At 61.8% G+C, this 14,791-nt stretch carries 12 protein-coding genes; 2 read left to right on the forward strand and 10 right to left on the reverse strand.

All coding sequences use genetic code 11. The features are described from left to right. The 7 genes from aroB to JFU48_RS05080 all read right to left on the reverse strand — a co-directional run bounded on the left by aroB (window position 1) and on the right by JFU48_RS05080 (window position 6,636). On the reverse strand, window positions 1-1,101 hold the full coding sequence (gene aroB / locus JFU48_RS05050) for a 3-dehydroquinate synthase (RefSeq protein ID WP_103519995.1): 1,101 nt from the start codon (window positions 1,099-1,101) through the stop codon (window positions 1-3). A 151-nt stretch (window positions 1,102-1,252) separates the two neighbouring features. Next, window positions 1,253-1,771, reverse strand: coding sequence for a shikimate kinase AroK (gene aroK, locus JFU48_RS05055; protein WP_045122260.1), 519 nt, complete (start codon window positions 1,769-1,771; stop codon window positions 1,253-1,255). 4 nt (window positions 1,772-1,775) lie between these two features. After that, complete coding sequence (gene pilQ, locus JFU48_RS05060; RefSeq protein ID WP_201135999.1) at window positions 1,776-3,848, reverse strand: type IV pilus secretin PilQ; 2,073 nt, start codon at window positions 3,846-3,848, stop codon at window positions 1,776-1,778. Between the two features lie 13 nt (window positions 3,849-3,861). After that, complete coding sequence (locus JFU48_RS05065) at window positions 3,862-4,389, reverse strand: pilus assembly protein PilP (RefSeq protein ID WP_201136000.1); 528 nt, start codon at window positions 4,387-4,389, stop codon at window positions 3,862-3,864. Then, window positions 4,386-5,009, reverse strand: coding sequence for a type 4a pilus biogenesis protein PilO (pilO, locus tag JFU48_RS05070; protein ID WP_201136001.1), 624 nt, complete (start codon window positions 5,007-5,009; stop codon window positions 4,386-4,388). Before pilO ends, JFU48_RS05065 begins: the two co-directional genes overlap by 4 nt. Further along, window positions 5,006-5,572 (reverse strand): PilN domain-containing protein, encoded by a 567-nt coding sequence (locus JFU48_RS05075; protein WP_003220894.1) that lies wholly within the window; start codon window positions 5,570-5,572, stop codon window positions 5,006-5,008. The genes pilO and JFU48_RS05075 overlap by 4 nt, the downstream gene beginning before the upstream one ends. After that, window positions 5,572-6,636 carry a pilus assembly protein PilM gene (locus JFU48_RS05080; RefSeq protein ID WP_003220893.1) on the reverse strand — a complete coding sequence of 355 codons (1,065 nt, stop codon included), beginning with the start codon at window positions 6,634-6,636 and terminating at the stop codon, window positions 5,572-5,574. The genes JFU48_RS05075 and JFU48_RS05080 overlap by 1 nt, the downstream gene beginning before the upstream one ends. A gap of 219 nt (window positions 6,637-6,855) precedes the next feature. Between JFU48_RS05080 and JFU48_RS05085 the strand changes: the two genes are divergently transcribed. Next, window positions 6,856-9,300: a penicillin-binding protein 1A gene (locus JFU48_RS05085; RefSeq protein ID WP_410017538.1), complete on the forward strand. Its 2,445-nt coding sequence runs from the start codon at window positions 6,856-6,858 to the stop codon at window positions 9,298-9,300. Window positions 9,301-9,561: 261 nt separating this feature from the next. Here JFU48_RS05085 and JFU48_RS05090 read toward each other — a convergent pair whose 3' ends face one another. The 3 genes from JFU48_RS05090 to rpmE form a co-directional block, all read right to left on the reverse strand. Beyond that, window positions 9,562-10,830 (reverse strand): malic enzyme-like NAD(P)-binding protein, encoded by a 1,269-nt coding sequence (locus JFU48_RS05090; protein ID WP_003220889.1) that lies wholly within the window; start codon window positions 10,828-10,830, stop codon window positions 9,562-9,564. 183 nt (window positions 10,831-11,013) lie between these two features. Next, window positions 11,014-11,796 carry a thermonuclease family protein gene (locus JFU48_RS05095; protein ID WP_201136002.1) on the reverse strand — a complete coding sequence of 261 codons (783 nt, stop codon included), beginning with the start codon at window positions 11,794-11,796 and terminating at the stop codon, window positions 11,014-11,016. A 41-nt stretch (window positions 11,797-11,837) separates the two neighbouring features. Further along, window positions 11,838-12,056, reverse strand: coding sequence for a 50S ribosomal protein L31 (gene rpmE / locus JFU48_RS05100; RefSeq protein WP_003220885.1), 219 nt, complete (start codon window positions 12,054-12,056; stop codon window positions 11,838-11,840). 286 nt (window positions 12,057-12,342) lie between these two features. Here rpmE and JFU48_RS05105 point away from each other — a divergent pair, with 286 nt between their 5' ends. Further along, window positions 12,343-14,562: a primosomal protein N' gene (locus tag JFU48_RS05105; RefSeq protein WP_103485593.1), complete on the forward strand. Its 2,220-nt coding sequence runs from the start codon at window positions 12,343-12,345 to the stop codon at window positions 14,560-14,562. The last annotated feature ends 229 nt before the right edge of the window (window positions 14,563-14,791 follow it).

Here is a 14,791-nt window from a genome sequence, read left to right on the forward strand (position 1 = left end):
TTAACCTTTAAGCTGAGCCAGAGCGCGGTAATCCGCTCCCAGCGTGGCCTGTAGAACCTCTTTCGGATAATCGGCGGTCACCACCGCTTCGCCCATCCGGCGCAGCAGCACCAGGCGCAGACGACCGTCGATCACTTTTTTATCAATTGCCATATGTTCGAGAAAATCGGTTTCGGTCATTTCTTCCGGCGGGATCACCGGCAGACCGGCACGCTGGAACAGCCGAATGCCGCGATCACGTTCCTGCTCGCTGATCCAGCCCAGACGCGCGGACATTTCCAGCGCCATCACCGTACCTGCGGCGACCGCCTCACCATGCAACCAGACACCATAGCCCATGTGGGTCTCGATGGCGTGGCCGAAGGTGTGGCCGAGATTGAGCGTGGCGCGCACGCCGGTTTCCTTCTCATCGGCACCGACCACTGCAGCCTTGGCCGCGCAGGAGCGCTCGATGGCATAGGTCAGGGCCTTCTGGTCCAGCGCGCGCAAGGCGTCGACGTTGTCTTCGAGCCAGGTCAGGAACGGCTCGTCGCAGATCAGACCGTACTTGATGACTTCGGCCAGACCGGCGGACAGCTCACGCTCTGGCAGGGTTTTCAGGGACGCGGTATCGATCAGCACCACGTTCGGCTGATAGAACGCGCCGACCATGTTCTTGCCCAACGGGTGGTTGATGCCGGTCTTGCCGCCCACCGACGAATCGACCTGGGACAGCAGCGTGGTAGGAATCTGGATGAAATCGACGCCGCGCTGGTAGCAAGCGGCGGCGAAACCGGCCATGTCACCGATGACCCCGCCGCCGAGGGCGATGATCGTGGTGCGGCGGTCATGACGGGCGGTCAGCAGACCGTCGAAGATCAGTTGCAGGGTTTCCCAGTTCTTGAAGGCTTCGCCGTCCGGCAGCACCACCGAGATCACCGAGAACTGCGCCAGGCTGCGGGTCAGACGTTCGAGATAGAGCGGCGCAACGGTCTCGTTGGAGATGATTGCCACCTGCCGCCCGTGGATATGCGGCGCCAGCAACTCAGGCTGATCCAACAAACCTTCGCCAATATGAATCGGGTAGCTGCGCTCGCCTAGATCGACCTTGAGTGTCTGCATGTGTCCCCACAGTGAAGATGGAAGCAGGCGTCCTGCCCTGAATTATTGGTTGTCTGCAGCCTATAGCGGGTATGACGCCGCTCGCACGCCATCCGCCACAACCTCGGCGGCTCTGACAGGACGCCGAGGATAGCGCATTTCGGGCGATGCTTTAACGGGGTGGAAGCTGCGCCAGACGGTCGAGAATGTCGAGCACCACCATACGCGGTGGCCGCTCGTCGGTTTCCACCACCAGATCGGCGATTTCCCGATAGAGCGGATCGCGGATCGCCAGCAGGTCACGCAGGGTTTTCGCCGGATCGGCGGTGCGCAGCAAAGGACGATTGCGGTCGCGCGACGTGCGCCCGACCTGCTGCTCGACGGAGGCGTGCAGATACACCACCCGCCCGCCCTCGTGCAGGGCCTTGCGGTTGGCATCGCGCATCACCGCGCCGCCGCCCGTCGCCAGCACCACGCCGTCGAACGCGCACAGCTCGGCGATCATCGCCTGCTCACGGTCGCGAAAGCCGGGCTCGCCTTCCTTGTCGAAGATCCACGGGATATTGGCGCCCGTGCGCAGTTCAATTTCCTTGTCGGAATCTTTGAACGGCAGGCGCAGCTCTTTGGCCAGCAACCGGCCGATGGTGCTTTTTCCAGCGCCCATCGGTCCTACAAGAATCAAATTTCGCACAGAATCAACGACTCACAGCAATCGCCTGGTTATTCATGATACGCGGAGTGAGAAATACCAGCAGCTCGGATTTTTTCTCCGAAACCACATCACGCCGGAAAAGGCGGCCAAGATACGGCACATCGCCAAGAAATGGCACCTTATCTACGACCTTGCTTTGAGTATTTGAGAAAACACCGCCAATCACGATGGTCTCGCCGTCGTTCACCAGCACCTTGGCGTTGACCTCGTTCTTCTTGATCGGCGGGACATCCTGCACTTTGTTCAGGTAGTCCGGTTCGTCCTTGGTGACCTTGACCTCCATGATGATGCGGTTGTCGGGGGTGATCTGTGGCGTCACTTCCAGCGACAGCGAAGCCTCCTTGAACGACACCGATGTCGCGCCGCTGGAGCTGGCTTCCTGATACGGAATCTCGGTGCCCTTGAGGATCTTTGCGGTCTCCTTGTCGGAGGTGACCACTTTCGGCTGGGAAACGATTTCACCGTTGCCGGTCTTCTCCATGGCGGTCAGCTCAAGATCGAGCAGCACATTGTCGGTGATGAAGGCGATGCCGATCCCCGAGGTGTTACCGATCGTGCCCATGTCGACGAACGGCGAATTGGTGCTGGTGCTGCCCGGTGTGCCGATGGTGGTCGACGTGCCATTGCTGACCCCGGAGGTGTTCCAGTTGCCCTTGTTCTGGATCGAACCGCCCCAGCGCACGCCCAGACTCTTGTCGTAATCGACGTTGGCCTCGACGATCCGCGCCTCGATCATCACCTGGCGCACCGGAATATCCAGTTGCGCCACGATCCGCCGCAGTTCATCGAGGCGATCCTGGGTCTGGTAGGCAATGATGTTGTTGGTGCGCTCGTCGACGGTGATCGAGCCGCGCTCGTCGATTTTCGCCTCGGCGCTGGTCACCGACTGGAACAGCTTGGCGATGTCCGCTGCCTTGGCGTAGTTCACTTGCAGCAGCTCGCGGCGCAGCGGTGCCAGTTCGGCGATCTGTTTCTGCGACTCCAATTCCTGGCGTTCGCGGGCAGCGATTTCGTCGGCCGGCGCCACCAGCAGCACGTTGCCGATCTTGCGTTTATCCAGCCCCTTGGTTTTCAGCACCAGGTCCAGCGCCTGATCCCACGGCACGTTTTGCAGACGCAAGGTGATCCCGCCCTGCACCGTATCGCTGGCCACCAGGTTGAGGTTGGTGAAATCGGCGATCAGTTGCAGCACCGAGCGCACATCGATGTCCTGAAAATTCAGCGAGAGTTTTTCGCCGCTGTAGGCCTGGCGCTCGGCATTGCGTTTTTGCAGGTCATCGACCGTCATCGGGCGAATGCTGACGGTCAGTTTGTTATCGGTCTGGTAGGTGGAATAGTCGAACGTGCCGCTGGGTTCGACGGTAATGACCGCACGATCACCGGTGGCGGCGGCGTTGACGAACTGCACAGGCGTGGCGAAGTCCTTGACGTCGAGGCGCACCCGCAGCCTGTCGGGCAACTGGGTGCGGGCAAAACTGAGGATGATCTTGCCATCATGCTCCTGGATATCCGGGGCGATGGTCGGGTCCGACAGATCAATGACCACGTTGCCCTCGCCCGCAGTGCCACGCTGGAAGTCGACGCCACGAATGGCCTTGGCAGCGGGGGCGTAAGCCTTCGCCGGAGCCGCGACCGGTCGTGGCGCAGCAGCGGCTGGGCGCGGCGCAGCAGGCTTGGCGCCCTGCCCGACCACCACGAACAGATTGTTACCCTCGACCCGCGAGGTGTAGGGCGTCAGTTGCGTCAGGTTGATGATCAGGCGTGTCCGGTCGTTGGCCTCGACCACCGTCGCGGTGCGCGCATTGCCGCTGCCCAGATCGCGGGTCTTGCTCGTCAGCTGGCTGGCGACACCCGGCAGATCCAGCGCGATTCGCGCCGGAGATTCGGTGGTGTAGCCCTTGGGCTGCGGTGGTGGGCCGTCGAACGACAGCTTCAACTCGATGCGGTCACCCGGTAACGCCGCCACATCCAGCGCCTTGAGACTGGCCGCCTGAACCATCGGTGACAGCAGCGCTATCCATAGCGAAAAACCGAGGGTGGAAAAAATCCTGTTCATTGTTCGACTTCCACTATGAGTGCTCTTTCAAAGGAATGGTGCGCGGACGTTCCAGCCAGGCGCCTTCGCCGTCGGGCACGATCTCGACCACATCGACCTGAGTGGCGCTGATCGCCACGATGCGCCCGTCGTTGCGCCCCAGGTAGTCGCCGACCTTCAGCCGATGCACACCGCCGGCCCCACGCAGCAGGGCAAAGGAGCCGGAGGCATTGGAGATGGTGCCGACCATTTCAAACTGCTCGATGTTGAAACCTTCGAGGTATTGCTTGACCCGGTTGGGGTCGGGTTTGACATTGCGCGAGCCGCGCTGCTGCCCGGCCAGATCGACCCGCACCTGACGCGAGAACGGGCTGCGCAGGTTGGCCGCGCTGTAGGTAAACGTGGGGTAGGAATGGAACATCGGCGTAGGCTCGATCTTGCCCGCCGGGCGCAGGCGCACTTCGTTCATGAAGGCGTCGAGGTCGCTGAATTCGTCACTGCTGCCGCAACCACTGAGGCCGAGCACCAGCACTGACAGGGCGAAATAACGGATCGGGGTCATTTTTCCAGCCCCTTGTCGTTATAGCGGTAAGTCTTGGCGAGGATGCTCATGCGCAGCTTCGTCCCGCCTTCGGGGTTGGCCGGCGCCAGTTCGAAATCGTGCAACGTGACGATCCGTGGCAACCCGGCGACGCCACTGACGAAAGTGGCGAGGTCGTGGTAAGCCCCGGTGACGGTGATCTGGATCGGCAACTCGATGTAGAACGGCTGGGTCACTTCCGGCAGCAGCTTGATCTCTTCGAATTCGAGGCCACTGCCCAACCCGGTGCGGGTGATGTCTTCCAGCAGCCCCGGCACTTCGGTGTCGCTGGGCAACTGCCGCAGGAGCACGCCGAAGGAGTTTTCCATCTCCTTCATCTGCTGGGTGTACAGCTCCAGATTGGCGGCCATATGCGCCTTGCTGGTGAACTGCTCCTTCAAGGTGTCTTCTTCCTGATGCTTGGCTTCCAGCTGGTTTTCCATGTCGCTGATGAAAAAGTTATAGCCAAGCGCCAACACCAGCACCGCCAGCAATGCTCCCGCGATGGTTTTCACCGCGGCCGGCCAGGAACCGATGTTGCTGGTATCCAGATCGTTGAAGTCGATATTGCGCAGACTTTGCAGCCATTCGGACGGTTTCATTTGTCGCCCTCCGTCACGGCTGGCTGGGTCTGACGAACGGTCAGTTGAAAGACGTTGGCCTGATCCACCTGACCGGCGGTCGTCGCCTTCACCTCGTTTAGGCTCGGCGCATCAAACCAGTCGGAGGCATCCAGATTGCGCATCAGCTCCGAAACCCGATTATTGGACTCGGCCGCGCCATTGATGGTCAGCGTCTTGCCCACCAGTTTCACGCTGGTGAAATAGACGCCGTCCGGCAGCGTGCGTGCCAGTTGATCGAAGATCCGTCCACTGATCTGCCGGTTGCCCTGCAAGTCCTGGATGATGCGCATGCGCTCGACCAGTTGCTGGCGCCGGGCCTTGAGTTCGCTGATCTGCTTGATCCGTTCGTCGACCACCGCTATCTGCTTGCCGATGTAGGCATTGCGCGCGGCCTGCCGCTCGATGGCGGCATCGAAGATCTGATCGGCAATGAACACCGCACCCACCGAACCGACGAAGACCCCGATCAGGATCAGCAGGAAGCGCTTGCGCCGCTCTTCGCGACGCTCCTCGCGCCAGGGGAGAAGGTTGATCCGCGCCATCAGTCGAAACTCCTGAGCGCGAGCCCGCAGGCAATCATCAGGGCCGGCGCGTCACTGGCCAGGGCCCCGGCGTTGACCTTGCTGCTCAAGGCCATGTCGGCAAACGGGTTGGCGACCTGGGTCGGGGTGCCCAGGCGCTGCTCGATCAGGCGATCCAGCCCTGGCACCGACGCCGTGCCACCGGCCAGCAGAATGTGATCGACTGCGTTGTACTGCCCGGAGGCAAAGAAAAACTGCAACGAGCGCGACACCTGCTGTACCAGCGCATCCCGGAACGGCTGCAAGACCTCGCTGATATAGTCATCCGGCAGACCGCCCTGCTTTTTCGCCAGCCCGGCCTGCTCGACGGTCAGGCCGTAGCGGCGCTGAATCTCCTCGGTCAGTTGGCGGCCACCGAACAGTTGCTCGCGGGTATAGATGATGCGGCCATTGTGCAGGACGCTGAGAGTGGTCATGGTCGCGCCGATGTCCACCACGGCCACCGTCAGGCGTTCCTGCGAGGCGGCCAGTTGAGTGGCGAGCAGGCCGAACGAGCGCTCCAGCGCATAGGCCTCGACATCGACCACTCGCGCCGTCAGCCCGGCCAGCGCCAGCGCGGCCTCGCGCACTTCGACGTTTTCCTTGCGACAGGCGGCCAGCAGCACGTTGACCCGCTCCGGGTTGCGCGGCGAAACGCCCTGGACTTCGAAGTCGATGGCGACTTCGTCCAGTGGATAGGGAATGTATTGGTCGGCTTCGATCTTGAGCTGGTTTTCCAGCTCGTCATCGGTCAGCCCGGCGTCCATCTCGATGATTTTGGTGATCACCGCAGAGCCGGCCACCGCCACCGCCACGCTCTTGAGCCCGGTGCGCGCCTTGACCAGTACCCGAGACAAGGCATTGCCCACGCCTTCGAGCTCGGCGATATTCTTTTCGACCACGGCGTTGGGCGGCAGAGGCTCCACCGCGTAGGCCTCGACCCGGTAGCGGTCGCCCTGGCGGCTAAGCTCCAGCAGCTTCACCGAAGTGGAGCTGATGTCGATCCCCAGTAACGTATTGGTCTTTTTATTGAAGAGTCCCAGCACTACCAATTCCCTATGACTTTCCGTGAGTTACGGACTCTGTAATACACATTGCGTTCCTTCACCGCGCCTTGACAGAAGCGCAAATGACGCCCCCAGCAGAAAAGTGCTTATAATGCCCAGCGTTTTTTTCCGCTTTTTACTGCCGGCGCGGGTTGTTCTGTGTGTTCCCGGAACCCTGTCGCCAAATTCATTCTTTGCCCTGGATGTCCAAAAGCCTTGATTCGTCTGCTGAAATTTTTCGGTTGGTCCATCGTCGCCGTTTTCTGCGGACTGCTTTTAGGTCTCAGCGGCGCGTTTCTTTACCTTAGTCCGGGTTTGCCCTCTGTGGAGGCGCTGCGAAGCATTCAGTTGCAGATTCCATTGCGGGTCTACAGCAGCGATAACAAATTGATCGCAGAATTTGGCGAAATGCGCCGGACTCCGATCCGTTTCGCCGACATTCCCCCCAATTTCATTAATGCGTTACTAAGTGCTGAAGACGACAATTTCGCCAACCACTATGGCGTCGATCCAAGCAGCCTGATGCGTGCCGCGACCCAATTGGTCAAAAGCGGACACATTCAGTCCGGCGGCAGCACCATCACCATGCAGGTGGCGAAGAACTTCTTCCTGACCAGCGAGCGCAGCTTCTCGCGCAAAACCACAGAAATTCTTCTGGCCCTGCAGATCGAGCGACAGTTGACCAAGGACGAGATCCTTGAGCTGTACGTGAACAAGATCTACCTGGGTAACCGCGCCTATGGCATCGAGGCGGCGGCGCAGGTGTATTACGGCAAGTCGATCCGCGACGTCAGCCTGGCGCAGATGGCGATGATCGCCGGCCTGCCAAAAGCCCCGTCGCGCTTCAATCCGCTGGCCAACCCGGCGCGCAGCAAGGAGCGTCGCGACTGGATCCTCGGCCGCATGTACAAGCTCGGGAAGATTTCCGAAGCTGATTACACCGCCGCGATCAACGAGCCACTGAACGCCAGCTATCACGTGCCGACCCCGGAAGTGAACGCGCCATACATCGCCGAAATGGCCCGTGCCGAAATGGTCGGCCGCTACGGCAGCGACGCTTATACCGAAGGTTTCCGCGTCACCACCACGGTGCCGAGCAACCTGCAGGAAATGGCCAACACCGCGCTGCACGAAGGCTTGATGACCTACGACCAGCGTCACGGCTACCGTGGCCCCGAGTCGCGCCTGCCGGGCAAGACCCACGAAGCCTGGGCCACCGAGCTGACCAAGCAGCGCACCATCAGCAGTCTTGAACCGGCGATCGTCACCCAGGTCGACAAGAACGGCCTGCAAGTGCTGACCCGTAGCGGCGAAGAACACGTTGCCTGGGACACCATGAAATGGGCGCGTCCGTTCCTCAATACCAACAGCATGGGCGCCGCACCGCGCCAGCCGTCGGATGTGGCACAGGTCGGCGATCTGATTCGCGTGCAGCGTCAGCCGAACAATTCGCTGAAATTCAGCCAGATTCCGCAGGCGCAAGGCGCGCTGGTGTCGCTGGACCCGCAGAACGGCGCGATCCGCTCGCTGGTCGGCGGCTTCGCTTTCGAGCAGAGCAACTACAACCGCGCCCTGCAGGCCAAGCGTCAGCCGGGTTCGAGCTTCAAGCCGTTCGTCTACAGCGCTGCGCTGGACAGCGGTTACACCGCCGCGACCCTGGTCAACGACGCGCCGATCGTGTTCGTCGACGAGTACCTGGATAAAGTCTGGCGGCCGAAGAACGACACCAACACCTTCCTCGGCCCGATCCGTCTGCGCGAGGCGCTGTACAAGTCGCGTAACCTGGTGTCGATCCGCCTGTTGCAGGCGATGGGCGTCGGCAAGACCATCGACTACATCACCCGCTTCGGCTTCAACAAGCAGGACCTGCCGCCAAACCTGTCGCTGGCGCTGGGCACCGCGACCCTGACGCCGATGGAGATCGCTACCGGCTGGAGCACCTTCGCCAACGGCGGCTACAAGATCACCCCGTACATCATCGACAAGATCGAAAGCCGCAACGGCGACACGCTGTTCGTCGCCAACCCGCCGACCGTGCCACAGGGTGGCTCGGCGACCGATGGCTTTGCCGCGCCGGCGTCTCAACCGATCACCGTCAACGCCGCACCGGTTCCGGGTGAAGCCCCGGGCGCCGCAGCAGCGCCACAAGCACCGGCAGTAGCCGAGCGGATCGTCGATGGTCGCACCACGTACATCCTCAACAGCATGCTGCAGGACGTGATCAAGCTCGGCACCGGGCGCCGTGCACTGGCCATGGGCCGCAGCGACATCGCGGGCAAGACCGGTACCACCAACGACTCCAAGGATGCATGGTTCTCCGGCTACAACGGCGATTACGTGACCACCGTGTGGACCGGTTTCGACCAGCCGGAAAGCCTCGGTCGCCGCGAGTTCGGCGGCACCGTGGCGCTGCCGATCTGGATGAACTACATGTCGGCTGCGCTGAAGGACAAGCCGCCGCACGTGCAGCCTGAGCCGGAAGGCATCCTCAGCCTGCGGGTAGACCCGGTCAGCGGTCGCGCGGCCACACCGAGCACGCCGGGTGCCTACTTCGAGCTGTTCAAGTCGGAAGACACGCCGCCATCCGTGAATGAGTTGGGCAATGGCGCGGCGCCAGGCAGTCCGCTGCCGGCGGATGAGCAAGCACCGATCGACCTGTTCTGATCCAGCATCAACAAAAGTCCCGCCATTGCGAGATGTGCGGGGCTTTTTTATGGCTGTGATTTTATGTTGTCTGGGCCGGCCTCTTCGCGAGCAAGCCCGCTCCCACAGTGCCCGGGTTGTAGCCAGCATTTGCGCACACCACAAAACCTGTGGGAGCGGGCTTGCTCGCGAAGAGGCACTGAAGAACACCACAAATCACACAGGCACAAAAAAGCCCCGACTCTCACGAGCCGGGGCTTCTGGTTGATGCGTTACAACGTCTTAGCCGTTGAACACGTCATCCACGCTTTTCAGCGGGTAGTTCTTCGGATACGGCAGGGTGGCCACACCGGTCTCGATGGCGGCTTTGGCCACAGCGTCGGAGATCAGGGTGATCAGGCGCTTGTCCATTGGCTTCGGAATGATGTACTCACGGCCGAATTCCAGCGGCGCACCACCGTAGGCGTCGCACACGTCCTGTGGCACTGGCAGTTTGGCCAGTTCACGCAGGGCGTTGGCCGCTGCCACTTTCATTTCTTCGTTGATGCGCTTGGCGCGAACGTCCAGGGCACCGCGGAAGATGAACGGGAAGCCCAGCACGTTGTTGACCTGGTTCGGGTAGTCGGAACGACCAGTGGCCATGATCACGTCGCTGCGGGTGGCGTGCGCCAGTTCCGGGGAGATTTCCGGATCCGGGTTCGAGCACGCGAACACGATCGGGTTGGCCGCCATCGACAGCAGGCCTTCAGCGCTCAGCAGGTTCGGGCCGGACAGACCGACGAACACGTCAGCGCCTTTCAGAGCGTCAGCCAGGCTGCGCTTGTCGGTGGCGTGAGCGAATACCGCTTTGTACTGGTTCAGGTCGTCACGGCCGGAGTGGATCACACCGGTACGGTCAACCATGAAGATGTTTTCGATTTTCGCGCCCATGCTCACCAGCAACTTCATGCAGGAGATGGCCGCAGCGCCGGCGCCGAGGCAGACGATCTTGGCTTCCGGCAGGGTTTTGCCGGCGATTTCCAGGGCGTTGATCATGCCCGCAGCGGTCACGATCGCGGTGCCGTGCTGGTCATCGTGGAATACCGGAATGTCGCACTGCTCGATCAGAGCACGTTCGATCTCGAAGCACTCAGGTGCCTTGATGTCTTCCAGGTTGATGCCACCAAAGGTGATGGAAATGCGTTTAACGGTGTCGATGAAGGCTTGCGGGCTTTCGGAGTCGACTTCGATGTCGAACACGTCGATACCGGCGAAGCGCTTGAACAGTACGCCTTTACCTTCCATGACCGGCTTGGAAGCCAGTGGGCCGAGGTTACCCAGACCCAGAATCGCGGTGCCATCGGAAATGACTGCAACCAGGTTGCCCTTGCCGGTGTATTTGTAGGCCAGTTCAGGATCGCGGGCGATCTCACGCACTGGTTCAGCTACGCCGGGGCTGTAGGCCAGCGACAGGTCGCGGGCGGTAGCAGTGGCCTTGGTGAGCTCGACACTCAGCTTCCCTGGACGAGGATTGGCATGATATTCGAGAGCGGCAGTTTTCAGATCAGACATTTTGGCATTCCGCTTTTTACTGTTGGACAGACTGGTCAGCGAGGATACGCGCCTCGCAAAGTCCCCACAAGACTGAGCAGTCACCCCTGTCAAGCGCCCTGTCCTACGACTTTGGGCCAAGAGCCACGGCGCACAAGGGCTTGACTGTTCACAATCGACAGAAAAAATGTCTACAATTTTTCTTCAGCGGGCGCCTTGCAGCATCGATGGATCAGTCAGCGGCAGCAGCCAACGCGGTTGACCCGGTTGCAAGCCGCCACGGCGCGAGCGGTCGACGACCCAGCCGCGAGCCTCGACCTGCCTGCCTTTCAGCGCCTGCAATCGGGCACTGTCGAATTGGCCAACCAGATTGGGCGCAACGCGCAGTACAACCGAGTCCTGCAACTCGATCCAGATTCCGCCGCGATTGCGCTGAACCTTGCTCACACGCCCACTGACCATGGCGAAACCCGAGTGCTGAATCTGCTCCGCTTTCAGTACAGGCGACTGGCGCCAGACGCCGCGCCCAGCGGTGCGCGCGCTCTGCTCAGCGGCTTGCTGACAGGCAACAAGATCGACGTTCGGTGCAACGGCCACCTGAAAACCCAGGCCGTCGGCGAGCATTTGCGCTTCAAGATTGCTACCGCTGGCACTGTAAACATGCGCGAGGGTACGGCCGTAATGGTCTTTGGCCTGCTTGCCGGTGAGCAGACCGACCCGACCGCCGCTGTCCGCCACCAGGGTTTCGAGGCGTTTACGCGCCGCCACGGCGAATGGCTCGTCGCTGCGACCGTGCCTGCCCAGTTCGGGCGTGTTGAGACCGATCATCCGCACACTGCGTCCGTCGCTCAGGCGCAGGGTATCGCCATCGACCACGCGTTGGACCGCAACGCTGCTCAGCCCCTTCGGAGCGGGACAGAAGGCCTGGGCGCCGGACAGCCAAATCGCGGACACAAAAAAGGCGCCCGCAAGGGACGCCTTTTTCATCAGCCCGGAAAAGCCATTGAGGTTTTCCAGAATGATTGGCCTTAGGCCTTTTTCGCGCCGAAAGCACCGAAACGGTCGGCAAAGCGCTGAACGCGGCCGCCAGTATCCAGAGTCTTCTGCTTACCGGTGTAGAACGGGTGGCATTCGTTGCAAACGTCGATCGGCAGAGCTTTGCCATGAGTCGAACGAGTTACGAATTTGTTACCGCAGCTGCAGGTAACATCGATTTCTACGTAGTTTGGATGAATATCGGCTTTCATGGTGTATTCCTCAGGCTAGCGTGCCGCCACCCAACACTATTGTTGAATACCGCACGTAATTAGGCCGCGGATTCTACCAGACAATGTCAATCGCGCAAGCTGTCCCTCAGACCGACCGTCTGCTAGGCTCCCGGCCTTGAACACATTCTCCTGTGGGAGCGGGCTTGCTCGCGAATGCGCTGTGTCAGCCAACATCAAGGTGCCTGACACAGCGCATTCGCGAGCAAGCCCGCTCCCACAATTGATCTGCGCTCGCCCTTCTTTCGTGTTGATAGAGACCCCCCGCGTGCCCGACGCCATTCTGCGCCTCGCCCTGCCTTCGCCCCTGCGCCGCCTGTTCGACTATCGGGCACCGGCCGGTGTGCTGCGCGCCCAGTTGCAGCCGGGCATGCGCCTGCGGGTGCCGTTCGGGCGCAGGGAGATGATCGGGATTCTGGTCGAGATCACCGACACCAGCGAAGTGCCGGCAGAAAAGCTCAAACCGGCGCTGGCCCTGCTCGATGCCACCCCGCCGCTGCCTCCCGCATTGTTCAAGCTGTGCCTGTGGACCTCCCAGTATTACCAGCACAGCCTCGGCGATACCTTGAGCTGGGCGCTGCCGGTCCTGCTGCGTCAGGGCGAACTGGCCGAGGCCCGTCAGGAACGCTTCTGGTCGGTCGCCCCCGGCGCCAGCCTCGATGATCCACGCATCGCCCGCGCCCCGCGCCAGCGTGAAGCCCTGGCAACACTGGCCCAGCACCCGCACGGCGTCGCCCATCAGTTGTTGAGCAAACTGATGCTGAGCAAGGACAGCCTCGACCTGCTGCTGGCCAAGGGCCTGGTGCAAGTGGAGATCCGGCGCCACGCCCCCGGCGTGCGCCATGAACACTGGCTGGCCCAGCCGGAGTTGCCGCTGAACACCGAACAACGCGCCGCTTACGAAGCGATCCGCGCCGGGTTCGACAGTTATCACGCCTTTCTGCTGGCCGGGGTCACCGGCAGCGGCAAGACCGAAGTCTATTTACAGCTGATCCGCGAAACCCTCGAAGCCGGCAAGCAGGCACTGGTGCTGATTCCCGAGATCAACCTCGGCCCGCAGACTCTGGCGCGTTTCGAGCAGCGCTTCAACGCACGCATCGCCCTGCTGCACTCGGCGGTCAACGACCGTGAGCGCCTCGACGCCTGGCTCGCCGCCCGCGACGGCGAGGCCGACATTATTATCGGCACCCGCTCGGCGCTGTTCACCCCGATGAAAAATCCGGGACTGATCATCATCGACGAAGAGCACGACGGCTCTTATAAACAGCAGGAAGGTTTGCGCTACCACGCCCGGGATCTGGCGCTGGTGCGCGCGCGGCAGGAAAACATCCCGATCGTCCTCGGTTCGGCCACGCCTTCGCTGGAAAGCCTGCACAACGCTTACACCGGTCGTTATGGCCTGCTGCGCCTCAACGAGCGGGCCGGCGGCGCCAAGCAGCCACGCTTCCTGCGGCTGGACGTAAAAAGCCGTCCGCTGGACAGCGGCATTTCCGGGCCGATGCAGCAAGCTATTGGCCAGACCCTCGCCGCCGGCCAGCAGGTGCTGGTGTTCCTCAACCGCCGCGGCTTTGCGCCGACGCTGCTGTGCCACGATTGCGGCTGGATGTCCGAGTGTTCGCGCTGCGATGCGCGGATGACCGTGCACCAGCGCTATGGCGAGCTGCGCTGCCACCACTGCGGCTATGTCGAACGCACGCCGCGCCAGTGCCCCAAGTGCAACAAGGTCGATCTGCGGCCGGTGGGCGCCGGCACCGAGCGTGCGGAGGAGCGGTTGGCGATTCTGTTCCCGGACTACCCGGTGCTGCGCGTCGACCGCGACAGCACTTCGCGCAAGGACGCGATGAATCAACTGTTCGCGACGATTCAGAAAGGCCAGCCGTGCATTCTGGTCGGCACGCAGATGTTGGCCAAGGGACACCACTTCCCAAGGGTCACGCTGGTGTCGATTCTGGATGCCGACGGCGGACTGTTCTCCGGCGACTTCCGCGCCAGCGAGCGCATGGCGCAATTGATTGTGCAGGTCGCCGGGCGCGCCGGGCGGGCTGAGGAGCCGGGCAAGGTGATCATCCAGACGCACCTGGCCGACCATCCTTTATTGGTGCAACTGACCGAGCAGGGCTACTTCGCCTTTGCCGAGCAAGCCTTGAGCGAGCGCCGCGCCGCCGGACTGCCGCCGTTTGCGCATCTGGCGCTGTTGCGCGCCGAAGCGCACAAGCCGGGGCAGGCCGAGGGCTTTCTCGACGAGGCGTGCAGCGCGGCCGAGCGCTTGCTGGTCGAGCAGAATCTGACCGGCATCGAACTGCTCGGGCCGGTGCCGGCACCGATGGAGCGGCGTGCCGGGCGCTATCGGGCGCAGCTATTGTTGCAGGCTACAGCGCGGGCGCCGCTGCATCGGTTGCTCAGCAGTTGGTTGCTGGAATTAGAGCAGATGCCGAGCGGGCGGGCGGTGCGCTGGTCGCTGGATGTCGATCCTGTAGATCTGTATTGATCTGAAAATCGCCTTCGCGAGCAAGCCCGCTCCCACATTGGATCTGCGGCGTTCACAGATTATGTGTCTGACACCGATCCCCTGTGGGAGCGGGCTTGCTCGCGAATAGGCCCGAATTGTCACCACATATCCATAAGCTGCCTGCTAAGGTTGGCAAGCCCGTCTTCGCAACGGATAATGCCCAGTTTTTCCACCCGCGCATCGATGCGCCGCCGCGCTTGCGGTCGAA

It is taken from the genome of Pseudomonas sp. TH49, assembly GCF_016650625.1.
In the GTDB taxonomy this organism is placed as follows: Bacteria; Pseudomonadota; Gammaproteobacteria; order Pseudomonadales; family Pseudomonadaceae; genus Aquipseudomonas; species Aquipseudomonas fluorescens_H.